General features: G+C 68.4%; 12 protein-coding genes and 2 pseudogenes. 6 read left to right on the top strand and 8 right to left on the bottom strand.

Annotated elements, in window-relative coordinates; genetic code table 11:
• Positions 1–137: pseudogene (locus G3N62_RS36180) on the bottom strand (alpha/beta hydrolase); the annotation flags it as partial.
• Between the two features lie 106 nt (positions 138–243).
• Between G3N62_RS36180 and G3N62_RS32170 the strand changes: the two are divergent.
• Positions 244–1,140, top strand: coding sequence for a LysR family transcriptional regulator (locus G3N62_RS32170; protein WP_124670980.1), 897 nt, complete (start codon positions 244–246; stop codon positions 1,138–1,140).
• Positions 1,141–1,176: 36 nt separating this feature from the next.
• On the opposite strand, the gene G3N62_RS32165 is transcribed toward G3N62_RS32170, so the two are convergent.
• From G3N62_RS32165 to copC, 4 genes are all read right to left on the bottom strand, one after another.
• Positions 1,177–2,112 carry a LysR family transcriptional regulator gene (locus G3N62_RS32165; protein ID WP_124670981.1) on the bottom strand — a complete coding sequence of 312 codons (936 nt, stop codon included), beginning with the start codon at positions 2,110–2,112 and terminating at the stop codon, positions 1,177–1,179.
• A gap of 167 nt (positions 2,113–2,279) precedes the next feature.
• On the bottom strand, positions 2,280–3,053 hold the full coding sequence (locus G3N62_RS32160) for an SDR family oxidoreductase (RefSeq protein WP_034186294.1): 774 nt from the start codon (positions 3,051–3,053) through the stop codon (positions 2,280–2,282).
• 169 nt (positions 3,054–3,222) lie between these two features.
• The gene (locus G3N62_RS32155) at positions 3,223–3,723 is read right to left on the bottom strand and encodes a DinB family protein (protein ID WP_034186295.1); all 501 of its coding nucleotides are present in this window, start codon (positions 3,721–3,723) and stop codon (positions 3,223–3,225) included.
• Between the two features lie 65 nt (positions 3,724–3,788).
• On the bottom strand, positions 3,789–4,163 hold the full coding sequence (gene copC / locus G3N62_RS32150; protein ID WP_059560328.1) for a copper homeostasis periplasmic binding protein CopC: 375 nt from the start codon (positions 4,161–4,163) through the stop codon (positions 3,789–3,791).
• Between the two features lie 114 nt (positions 4,164–4,277).
• Between copC and G3N62_RS32145 the strand changes: the two genes are divergently transcribed.
• Positions 4,278–4,994, top strand: coding sequence for a 16S rRNA pseudouridine(516) synthase (locus G3N62_RS32145; protein WP_049032542.1), 717 nt, complete (start codon positions 4,278–4,280; stop codon positions 4,992–4,994).
• A 105-nt stretch (positions 4,995–5,099) separates the two neighbouring features.
• Entirely contained in the window at positions 5,100–5,288 is a 189-nt protein-coding gene (locus G3N62_RS32140; protein WP_034186298.1) for a hypothetical protein, read from the top strand.
• On the opposite strand, the gene G3N62_RS32135 is transcribed toward G3N62_RS32140, so the two are convergent.
• Positions 5,271–6,308 (bottom strand): NAD-dependent epimerase/dehydratase family protein, encoded by a 1,038-nt coding sequence (locus tag G3N62_RS32135; RefSeq protein ID WP_034186299.1) that lies wholly within the window; start codon positions 6,306–6,308, stop codon positions 5,271–5,273. The genes G3N62_RS32140 and G3N62_RS32135 overlap by 18 nt on opposite strands.
• 107 nt (positions 6,309–6,415) lie before the next feature.
• Between G3N62_RS32135 and G3N62_RS32130 the strand changes: the two genes are divergently transcribed.
• The 3 genes from G3N62_RS32130 (at position 6,416) to G3N62_RS32120 (ending at position 9,395) form a co-directional block, all read left to right on the top strand.
• On the top strand, positions 6,416–7,447 hold the full coding sequence (locus G3N62_RS32130; protein WP_049031160.1) for a CDP-6-deoxy-delta-3,4-glucoseen reductase: 1,032 nt from the start codon (positions 6,416–6,418) through the stop codon (positions 7,445–7,447).
• Between the two features lie 294 nt (positions 7,448–7,741).
• The gene (locus G3N62_RS32125) at positions 7,742–8,926 is read left to right on the top strand and encodes an acetylornithine transaminase (protein ID WP_034186301.1); all 1,185 of its coding nucleotides are present in this window, start codon (positions 7,742–7,744) and stop codon (positions 8,924–8,926) included.
• A 13-nt stretch (positions 8,927–8,939) separates the two neighbouring features.
• Positions 8,940–9,395: a GNAT family acetyltransferase gene (locus G3N62_RS32120; protein ID WP_124670982.1), complete on the top strand. Its 456-nt coding sequence runs from the start codon at positions 8,940–8,942 to the stop codon at positions 9,393–9,395.
• A 21-nt stretch (positions 9,396–9,416) separates the two neighbouring features.
• On the opposite strand, the gene G3N62_RS32115 is transcribed toward G3N62_RS32120, so the two are convergent.
• Together G3N62_RS32115 and G3N62_RS32110 are read right to left on the bottom strand one after the other, a co-directional pair.
• Entirely contained in the window at positions 9,417–10,088 is a 672-nt protein-coding gene (locus G3N62_RS32115; RefSeq protein WP_034186303.1) for a DUF2278 family protein, read from the bottom strand.
• Between the two features lie 305 nt (positions 10,089–10,393).
• Positions 10,394–10,527, bottom strand: a pseudogene (locus G3N62_RS32110) (ABC transporter ATP-binding protein); the annotation flags it as partial.

Here is a 10,527-nt window from a genome sequence, read left to right as displayed (position 1 = left end):
GCCTCGGCCACCGCGGCCCAGCCGACGGGGCTGTCCGGCCAGCCGTGCAGCAGCACGGCCACGCGCTCGCCGCGCGGGTTCCATTCGAGATAGGCAATATCGAGCGACGCGGTCGTCGCATGCATATAGGTCGTCATCGTGTACTCCGTTGGGCCAGCCTGAGCGCACGATGGTAGGCCGGCATTTCATCACGATTCACGGAGTATCATGATTCATTCATTGAATTTCACGTTGAATCGACCGATGGAACCGCCGACCGACCCCGCATCGACCGCGCTCGACATCACGCTGCTGCGTACCTTCCTCGAAGTCGTCGACAGCCGCGGGTTCGCACCGGCCGCCGACCGCCTCGCGCTCACTCCGTCGGCCGTCAGCGGCCACATCAAGCGGCTCGAACAGGCGGCCGGCACCGTGCTGCTGGCGCGCACGACGCGGCGCGTCGCGCTCACGCCGGCCGGCGACACGCTGTACGCCTACGCGCGCAACATCGTCGACATGGAGCGCGAAGTGCGCGCCCGGCTGCGCGGCGCGCCGGCGCACGGGCCGCTGCGCATCGGCGCGTCGGAGGACTTTGCCGGGGCGTGGCTGCCGCAGGTGCTGCGCGCGTTCCGCGACCGCTACCCGCGCACGTCGATCGAGCTGAAGGTCGGGATCACCGCGTCGCTGCTGCGCGAACAGACGCTCGGCCGGCTCGACGTCGTATTCGGCAAGCAGTGCCGGCGGGTCGATACACCGGGCGAACTGCTGTGGGAAGAACCGCTCGTGTGGGCCTACGCGTCGGATCGCGCGCTCGACGCGGACGGCGAAGTGCCGCTCGCGCTGTTTCCGCAGCCGTGCGTCTATCGGGAAGCGGCCGTCGCGGCGCTCGCCGCCGCGCTGCGGCCGTTCCGCGTACGGTTCGAGAGCAGCAGCATGGCCGGCTGCGTGTCGGCCGCGCTCGCCGGCTTCGCGGTCACCGCGCTTGCACGCAGCCAGCTGCGCGACGGCCTGCGCGAATGCGGGCCGCGGGACGGGCTGCCCGCGCTGCCGGCCGCGCGCTTCTATGCGTTTGCCGCGAAGCCCGACGGCCCAGGCGCGGCATTGATCGACGCGGTGCGGGATGCCGGGCGCGACAGGCGATTCGCGGCACCGGACGGCTGAAACATGCGCGACGGCGGCCGCGCCACCCGGCTGCCGTCAGTCACCTTCCGTGCCCGGCCCCACCGCCGTCCCCGTCAGCGCATCCGTCATCAACTCGCCGAACCACTCGACGAACGCATTGAGCCGGCGCGACCGATGCCGGCGATGCGGATACACGGCCGACACGTCCATCGGCGCGGCGCGGTGGCCGGGCATCACGTCGACGAGCGCGCCGTTTTCCAGCAGATGCTCGACGTCGAACCGCGGAATCTGGATCAGCCCCATGCCGGCAATGCAGCCGGCGATGTAGGTTTCCGCATTGTTGACGATCACGCGGCTCGGCAGCGTCAGCATGTGCGTCTGCCCGTCGACGCAGTACTCCCATCCGAGCTCGCGCCCCGTCGTCGGCGACGCATAACCGATCGCCCAGTGCCCCTGCGCGAGCGCATCCGGATGCTCGGGCACGCCGCATTCGCGCAGGTAGTCGGGACTCGCGCAGTTGATCAGCGTGAACTGCCCGAGCGGCCGCACGACGAGGCTGCTGTCCGCGAGCCGCCCGACGCGGATCGCGCAGTCGACGCCCTCCTGCACGAGGTCGATCGAGCGGTCGGTCGAGCCGAGCGACAGTTGCAGCTTCGGGTAGCGGCGGAACAGCGACGGCAGCGCGGGCGCCACGACGCGGCGCGCGATCCGGCTCGGCACGTCGACGTTCAGCCGTCCGACGACGTCGCGGTCGCGGCGGCGGAACAGGCGGTCGAGTTCGTCGGCCTCCGCGAGCAGGCGCCGGCCGCGCTCGAGCAGCAGCGCGCCGTCGGCGGTGAGCTGCACCTGGCGCGTCGTGCGATGCAGGAGGCGCGTGCCGAGCCCCGTCTCGAGCTGCTGGACGGCCGCCGACACGGTTGCGCGCGGCACGTCGAGCGCGTGCGCGGCCTTGATGAAGCTGCCCATTTCGGCAACCTGCAGGAAGATTCTGACCTGATCCAGCTTGTCCATCGGCGGGGGAGCGTAGGTTCGGACGGCGGTCGCCGCCAGCCGCCGCCCATCGCGGCACGGTCCGGCGGCACAACGAAAACGGGCGCGCGGCCTCGCGGCTGCACGCCCGTTCATTGTCCACGCAAACGCGCCATTGCGGTGCGCCGCGCGGCGCGTGAACGGCCCGGTTACTTCGTCGTGTACCCGCCGTTGATCAGGATCGTCTGGCCCGTGATCCACCAGCCGTCGGTGACGAGATGGCGGATGAACGGCACGACGTCCTCGATGTCGGTCAGGCCGGTCTTGCTGAACGGCGACAGCGCGGCCGCCGTCTTGTGATACGCGACCGCGTCGGCGCCCTCGGCCGGATAGAAGAACGGCGTATCCATCGGGCCCGGCCCGACGGCCGTCACCGAGATCCCGCGGGCGCCGTATTCCTTCGACGCCGCGCGCGTGAAGTGCTCGACCGGCGCCTTCGACCCTTCGTACGCCGCATAGAACGGCGTGAACGCGCCGAGCAGCGACGTCACGAGCGTGACGAGCTTGCCGTGATCTTCGAGATGCCGCCCGGCTTCCTTGATGAAGAAGAACGCGGACTTGCTGTTGACCGCGAACATCTCGTCGTACTCGGCCTCGCTGATCTCGGTGAACGGCTTCTTCAGCACCTTGCCGACCGTGTTGATCGCGATGTCGATCTTGCCGAAGCGCTGCTTCGCGTCGTCGAACAGCTTCTCGACCGCGGCGGCCGTCGTCAGGTCGCCCTGGAACGTCGCGGCTTCCGCGCCGGCCGCGCGCACGGCGGCGGCCGTTTCCTCGGCCTGGGCCTGCGACGCCGCGCTGTTGTAGTGAATCGCCACCGCCTTCGCGCCGTGGCCGGCCAGATCCCGGGCGATCAGGCCGCCGAGATTCTTCGCGCCGCCTGCGATCAGGACGACCTTGTCTGCGAGCGTATGAGTTGCCACGGTTGACTCCTTTTTCGTTGAGCGAAGCTAGGAGTGTAGGCACGTGCCACGCGCGGGTCAGCCGGTCGCGGCTGGATGGATTATCCAGAAAACCGATCCAATCCGGACGCAAATCCGTGGTCTGCCGTACCGACGGCGGCACCGGATCATGCTTGCGAAGGCCGGCGCTTCAGCGCGCGTAAAGCGCCGCGTCGATCTTGCCGAGCAGCCACTGCATGCCGGCCAGATGCTGCTGGTCGTGGCTGCACAGGTAGTGGACGAGCCCGCGCACGGTCAACGGACCGTAGCCTTCGAACTCGCCGGTGCGCTCGAACTGCTCGGGCGTGAGGCGCGACAGCAGCTCCAACGTTTCGCGTCGCGCGTCGCGGATCGCCGCGAGCACGTCCGACGCGTACGCATCGGTGTAGCGGCGCTCGATCGCGAGCGCGTCGCCGTCGAGCGACACGAGCAGCGGCCGGTCTTCGTCGAGCATCCGCCGCAACCGCACCTGATAGCCGTCGATCTCGATGTCGCGCACGTGGCAGAGCTGCCCGAGTGGCGAGAAATGCTCGCTCGGAATCCCGGCCCAGTCGTCGGGTGTCCAGCGCGCATAGCCGTCGGGCACGGCCGCGAAATGCGCTTCGAGTTGACGGGGGAAATCGGCGAGTGCATCGAGCGTCGTCGGATTCATGCGGGAAACTCCCTGTCGGATAAGGGCGACGACAACCCTGGCACGGGCCTGCCGCCGCCGTTGCGTCACTTCACGCTGAAGCCGTACGCGCCCTGCGTGCGGTGCCCGTCGGTCGCGACGGCCACCCATTTCACCGTATAGGCACCGGCGCCGACTGCCGCGAGCGGCACCGTCATCCGCTTGCGGTTTGACGCGTCGATGCGCGCACGGCCGTCCGACACCGTCTTGCCGCCGCCGTCGACGACGACGATCGAGCTGAATGCCGGCTCCAGCGGCTCGGTGAAGTCGATCGTGACGGCAGCCGGCGCGGTGGCCACCGCCGCGCCCGCCGCCGGATCGCTCTTCGCGAGATGCGCGTGCGCGAAAGCAGCCGACGAGACGGTGGCGGCAATAATGACGGCGGCCGCCTGGCGACCGAACGGGAATGAATCGAAACGCATGGACTTTCCGTGAAGCATGAACGGGTGCCGCACCCCGCGCGGCGTTCCGGCAGCTTACCAGCGCAGGCGCGTTCATGCCGGTCATCCGCCGCCGCTTGATAGAATGCGCGCGCTATGGATCTCGAAAGCATTCTCTACACCCAGGGCTTCGGCTCGCGCCGCCAATGCCGCGGCCTGATCGAAGCGGGCCGCGTCGCCGTCGCGGGCACGGCCGCGACCGATCCGGACGCCACCTTCGATACCGACGGCCTCGTATTCGAGGTCGACGATACGGCGTGGCCGTTCCACGAACGCGCGTATCTCGCGCTCAACAAGCCCGCCGGCTACGAATGCTCGCGCGATCCGCAGCACCACGCGAGCGTGTTCAGCCTGCTGCCCGCGCCGCTCGTCGCGCGCGGCGTGCAGTGCGTCGGCCGCCTCGACCAGGACACGACCGGCCTGCTGCTGCTGTCCGACGACGGCCAGTTCGTGCATGCGTACACGTCGCCGAAGCGCAAGGTGCCGAAGACCTACGTCGCGACCGTGCGCCACCCGCTCGACGACGCGCAGTTGAACGCGCTGCGCGGCGGCGTGCAGCTGCACGGCGAGCCGAAGCCGATCGCGGCCGTCGCCGCCGACGCGCGCGACACGCACGCGCTCGCGCTGACCGTCCTCGAAGGCAAATACCACCAGGTCAAGCGCATGGTGGCGGCGGCGAGCAATCGCGTCGAATTGCTGCACCGCGAAAGCATCGGCGGCTTCACGCTGCCGGACGATCTCGCGCCGGGCGCGTGGCGGTGGCTCGACGACGCCGACCTTTCAGCGCTGCGCAATCCCGTCAAAACCCTGTAAGGGAAAATCCGCACGACCGTTCGGTGCTCGGCCGCGTCTGGGCCGCAGGTTCCCCCGCTATACTGAAATCACAAGCTGCACGAGCAGCGATGCAGGGGAGACATCATGAACCTCAACCATTCTTTCGAACTGTCGTCGGTGATGATCGCGTTCGCGGTCATCGGTGTCATCGTGATCGGCGGCCTGCTGGCCATGATGCACATGAAGCACAAATATCATCCGAACCTGATTGGCGCGCTGATCGGGGCGCTGCTGTGCTTCCTGCTGATCGAGGCGTTACCGGCGCTGACCTGAGGCGCTGCCCGGCGCGAGCGTTTGAAGGAAATCGTCTACGGTCGGATAGCGCAACGTCACGCACAATTCGGCCTTGAGCCGTGCGTTGGACAGGCGTCGCGACTCCCGCATGAACGACAGCAGCGTCGGTTCGAGCTGGCGTTCGGCGTCCGCGCGGCTGACGCGCGGCGGCCTCGGCAGGCCGAGCACCCGCGCGACCCGGTCGAAATACTCCCCCATCCGCAGTTCGCTGTCGTCCGACGCGTGCACGGCGCGCGCCGGCCTGCCGCGCTCGGCCGCGCGGCGCAGGATCGCCGCGAGATCATCCGCGTGGATGTGGTTCGTGTAGACGTCGTCGGCCGGCTCGAGCGCCGGCGTGCCGCGCTCGAGCCGCGCGACCGGCAGGCGGTTCGCCGCGTAGATGCCGGGAATGCGCACGATGCGCGCGGACAGCACGCCGCGCACCGTCGCCGCACGCAGTTGCCGCTCGGCCGACACGCGTCGGAACGCGCGCGGATTCGCGGGGCGCAACGGCTGCGTTTCGTCGATGCGCGCGCCGCCGCAGTCGCCGTATACGCCCGTCGTGCTCGCGTAGACGAGCCTCGGCGCGCGAAGGCCGTCGGGTACAATACGCGCTCCCCGAACGGGTGCGCCGGCCTGCCGTGCAGCGGTGCGCAGCGTTCGGAGCCGGCCGACCGCCGGTGCCGGCGGGGTCGCTGGCCGACGCGCGGGCATGGACGTTGCGGCGATCAGCGCACGCGTGCGCCGGTCGTCACGGCCGTCGGCCTGCGGCGGTGCGAGATGCAGGATCGTGCGAGCGAGACCCGCGAGGCGGCCGAGCGTCGCCCGGCGATCGAGGTCGCCGACGATCGGCGTCGCGCCCGCGGCCCGCAGTTCGTCGCGGCGGGCCGGGTGGCTCGTCAGCGCGAAGATCCGCAGGTTGCGGCGCGTATCGCGCCATTGCGCGACGCAGCGCATGCCGACGTCGCCGCAGCCGACGATCAGTGCGCGCGGCCGGCGCAGGATTCGTGTCGCGATCATGTTGGTTGCGAAATCAGTAGCGGCCGTTGCGCGACGCGCAACGGTCTTGCATTGTAGCTGCCGTGCGCGACATGCACGGTCCCCCCATTTTGTTCTAGTTTGGTTCTATGGCATTCAACGTCACTCTCAAGCAAAGCGGCCGGCAATTCCAGGTCGAGTCGGACGAAACCGTGCTGGCTGCCGCGCTGCGCCAGAACGTCCATCTGCCGTACGGCTGCAAGAACGGCGCATGCGGCTCCTGCAAGGGCCAGATCGTGTCGGGCCAGATCGAACAGGGCCCGCACGCCGCGTCGGCGCTGTCGAACGACGAACGCACGCGCGGCCTCGCGCTGCTGTGCTGCTCGAAGGCCCAGTGCGATCTCGAAATCGACGTGCGTGAAATCGCCGGCGTCGACGGCGTGCAGGTCAAGAAGCTGCCGTGCCGGATCGCCGCGCTCGAACGCAAGGCCGACGACGTGATGGTCGTGAAGCTGCAGCTGCCCGCCAACGAGCGCCTCCAGTACCTCGCGGGCCAGTACGTCGAGTTCATCCTCAAGGACGGCTCGCGCCGCAGCTACTCGATGGCGAACGCGCCGCACGAGGAAGGCCCGATCGAGCTGCACATCCGCCACATGCCGGGCGGCAAGTTCACCGACCACGTGTTCGGCGCGATGAAGGAGCGCGACATCCTGCGCTTCGAAGGCCCGCTCGGCACGTTCTTCCTGCGCGAGGACTCCGACAAGCCGATCGTGCTGCTCGCGTCGGGCACGGGCTTCGCGCCGATCAAGGCGATCATCGAGCATGTGAAGCACTCGGGCATCACGCGCCCGATGACGCTCTACTGGGGTGCCCGCCGCAAGAAGGACATCTACCTCGACGAACTCGCCGAGCAGTGGGCACGCGAGATCCCGAACTTCAAGTACGTGCCGGTGCTCTCCGAGCCGGACGCCGGCGATCAATGGACCGGCCGCACGGGCTTCGTCCATCGCGCGGTGATCGAGGACCTGCCTGATCTGTCGAGCTACCAGGTGTATGCGTGCGGAGCGCCGGTCATGGTCGAATCCGCGCAGCGCGACTTCACGCAGCACCACGCGCTGCCGGCCGACGAGTTCTACGCGGACTCGTTCACGAGCGCCGCCGACCTCGCGCATCCGGTCTGAGCGGCGGGCCCGCCCGCGTCCCGCGCCGCACGCCGCGATGTCACATTCGCGGCATCGCGGCGGTTTACAGTGAGGCGCGGGATGCCTTATGCTTGCGCACATGAACTGCTTCCTGTCCACCCTTCGACGTCGCCGCTCGCCGCTCCGCCCGGATGCCGCCGGCTCGTCACGGACTCGCGCGTAACCCACACCGCTTCACCGGTTACGCACAAGCTGTTCGAACCCACCAGCCACGGCCTTCCGTGGCTTTTTTATTGCCCGTTTCCCTTTCAACGTCCGCTGGAGTCTGCTGCCATGCCCCTGAACGATTTTCCGATCGACTCGCTGATGTACATCACGAACCGCCCCGACATCGTGTTTACCCACGGCAAGGGTTCGTGGCTCTACGATCACACGGGCAAGCGCTATCTGGACTTCATCCAGGGCTGGGCCGTCAACAGCCTCGGCCACTGCAACGACGGTGTCGTCGAAGCGCTGAAGACGCAGGCCGAAAAACTGCTGAACCCGTCGCCGGCGTTCTACAACGAACCGATGGCGAAGCTCGCGGGCCTGCTCACGCAGCACAGCGTGTTCGACAAGGTGTTCTTCACGAACAGCGGCGCGGAAGCGAACGAAGGCGCGATCAAGCTCGCGCGCAAGTGGGGCCGCAAGTTCCGCAACGGCGCGTACGAGATCATCACGTTCGACCACAGCTTCCACGGCCGCACGCTCGCGACGATGTCGGCCAGCGGCAAGCCCGGCTGGGACACGATCTACGCGCCGCAGGTGCCGGGTTTCCCGAAGGCCGAGCTGAACAACATCAACTCGGTCGAGAAGCTGATCACCGACAAGACCGTCGCCGTGATGCTCGAACCGATCCAGGGCGAAGGCGGCGTGATTCCGGCGACGCGCGAATTCATGCAGGCGCTGCGTGCGCTGACGAAGCAGCACAACCTGCTGCTGATCGTCGACGAAGTGCAAAGCGGCTGCGGCCGTGCGGGCACGCTGTTCGCGTACGAACTCGCCGGCATCGAACCGGACATCATGACGCTCGGCAAGGGCATCGGCAGCGGCGTGCCGCTCGCGGCGCTGCTGTCGAAGGCCGATGTCGCGGTGTTCGAGGCCGGCGACCAGGGCGGCACCTACAACGGCAACCCGCTGATGACGGCGGCCGGCTACTCGGTGATCTCGCAGCTCGTCGCGCCCGGCTTCCTCGAAGGCGTGCGCGCCCGCGGCGAATACCTGAAGCGCAAGCTGCTCGAGCTGTCGGAGGAGCGCGGCTTCGAAGGCGAACGCGGCGAAGGCCTGCTGCGCGCGCTGCTGCTCGGCAAGGACATCGGCCCGCAGATCGTCGAGAAGGCGCGCGACATGCAGCCCGACGGCCTGCTGCTGAACGCCGCGCGGCCGAACCTGCTGCGCTTCATGCCCGCCCTGAACGTGACGACCGACGAAATCGACCAGATGATGGCGATGCTGCGGTCGATCCTCGACACGCTCTAAGGAGACCGCCGCGATGGATGCCGCCGCCGATGCTGTCGCAATCCGCCCGTTCGACCGCGCCGATACCGATGCCGTGCTCGCGGTATGGCGCGACGCGTTCCCGCAATACGACGAAGCCGATGCGTCGCCGCACCGCGATCCGCTGCGATCGATCGCGCTGAAGCTCGCGACGCAGCCGGAGCTGTTCTTCGTCGCGACCAGCGGCGCGCGCGTCGTCGGCACGCTGATGGCGGGTTTCGACGGACATCGCGGCTGGCTCTACTCGTTCGGCGTCGCGAACGACGTGCGCCGGCTCGGCGTCGGCCGCGCGCTGATCGCGCATGCGGAACGCGCGCTCGCCGCGCGCGGCTGCCTGAAGATCAACCTGCAGGTGCTGCCCGGCAACGACGACGCGTGCCGCTTCTATGCGGCGCTCGGTTATCGCGTCGAGGAGCGCATCTCGTTCGGCAAGACGCTGCCGGCGGCGTGATGCCGGCGGCAGCGGCCCCTCTCAGCGCGTGATCGGCCCCGCGCCCGGCAGCGGATTGCCGAGCGCGTCGGTCGGCACGGCCTGCTGCTCGAACGCCGCGAAATACGCGGCCCACTGCGACGCGCTCACGCGCACGATCAGGGCGCCGTCCTGCCACACGTCGTTGTGGTCGTTATGGTCGTCGCCCGCGCGATGCAGATAGTTCGAGCCCGTCGAGCCCTGGTTCATGTGCGTGTCGTGAATGCCGTTGCCTTCCTTATAGGTACGGCCGAACACGACGACGTCGAGGCCCTGTGACTGCGCGGCGTTCACGAGCCGCAGCAGCGACGGAATCGGCTCCGGATTCTCGGTGCCGTCCATCACCGCACTCGCGCGCCACGCACCCGTCTCGTTCAGGATGTCGCTGCGCAGGTAGTCCAGTGCCGGCAGCGCGGCCTGCCCCGTGAGGTCGGTGTAGCCTTCGGCCGCGGCCGCGAGCGTCTCGGTGACGGGATGGTGGAAATCGTAGACGAGCTTGTAGTTCAACAGGTCGTCCGCATCGCTGGTGCCGACGTTGATCGCGACATCCCAGTCGCCCGACGGCAGCGCCAGCGTCAGGTGGATGTGATACTGGATCTCGCTGCCGTGCGGCGAGCCCTTCAGCTTCGCCACCGATGTCACCTTCGCCTTCACGAAACCGTAGTCCAGACTCATGCGTGCTCTCCGTGTTCGGATGGACCGTCGATGCTACGCGGCCCGTGTGTCGGTTTGCGGGCGACCGGCTGCGGGCGACCGGCTGCGGGCGACTGATTGCAGGCGACCGGCTGCGCTCCATCATGCCCGCGCCGCATGCGCACCGCACCCGTCGAATGGAGTCGCGTCCGCGCACATAGTTCGGCACGAATCGCACAACACGAAAAAAAGGCTGTCACGGCATCCCGTGACAGCCTTTCGACAGCCCTGGCACAATGCATGCGGCATCTGCCGCCGCGCGTCACCGGACCTGCGCCTTCTCTCGCTTACTCGCCCAGATACGCGGCCCGCACCTTCGGATCGTCGAGCATCTGCTTCGCGTCGCCTTCCATCGTGACCGTGCCCGAATCCATCACGTAGCCGCGGTCGGCCGCCTGCAGCGCGAGGCGCGCGTTCTGCT

Origin of the sequence: Burkholderia sp. Tr-20355 (assembly GCF_017104685.1) — a bacterium.
Taxonomy (GTDB): domain Bacteria; phylum Pseudomonadota; class Gammaproteobacteria; order Burkholderiales; family Burkholderiaceae; genus Burkholderia; species Burkholderia seminalis.
This window is presented reverse-complemented; position numbering and strand designations above follow the sequence as displayed.

Excerpts from the sequence above, each read along its gene's own strand:
- G3N62_RS32170 (WP_124670980.1), top strand. The coding sequence starts at position 244 with ATGGAACCGCCGACCGACCCCGCATCGACCGCGCTCGACATCACGCTG.
- G3N62_RS32165 (WP_124670981.1), bottom strand. The coding sequence starts at position 2,112 with ATGGACAAGCTGGATCAGGTCAGAATCTTCCTGCAGGTTGCCGAAATG.
- G3N62_RS32155 (WP_034186295.1), bottom strand. The coding sequence starts at position 3,723 with ATGAATCCGACGACGCTCGATGCACTCGCCGATTTCCCCCGTCAACTC.
- copC (WP_059560328.1), bottom strand. The coding sequence starts at position 4,163 with ATGCGTTTCGATTCATTCCCGTTCGGTCGCCAGGCGGCCGCCGTCATT.
- G3N62_RS32145 (WP_049032542.1), top strand. The coding sequence starts at position 4,278 with ATGGATCTCGAAAGCATTCTCTACACCCAGGGCTTCGGCTCGCGCCGC.
- G3N62_RS32140 (WP_034186298.1), top strand. The coding sequence starts at position 5,100 with ATGAACCTCAACCATTCTTTCGAACTGTCGTCGGTGATGATCGCGTTC.
- G3N62_RS32135 (WP_034186299.1), bottom strand. The coding sequence starts at position 6,308 with ATGATCGCGACACGAATCCTGCGCCGGCCGCGCGCACTGATCGTCGGC.
- G3N62_RS32130 (WP_049031160.1), top strand. The coding sequence starts at position 6,416 with ATGGCATTCAACGTCACTCTCAAGCAAAGCGGCCGGCAATTCCAGGTC.
- G3N62_RS32125 (WP_034186301.1), top strand. The coding sequence starts at position 7,742 with ATGCCCCTGAACGATTTTCCGATCGACTCGCTGATGTACATCACGAAC.
- G3N62_RS32120 (WP_124670982.1), top strand. The coding sequence starts at position 8,940 with ATGGATGCCGCCGCCGATGCTGTCGCAATCCGCCCGTTCGACCGCGCC.
- G3N62_RS32115 (WP_034186303.1), bottom strand. The coding sequence starts at position 10,088 with ATGAGTCTGGACTACGGTTTCGTGAAGGCGAAGGTGACATCGGTGGCG.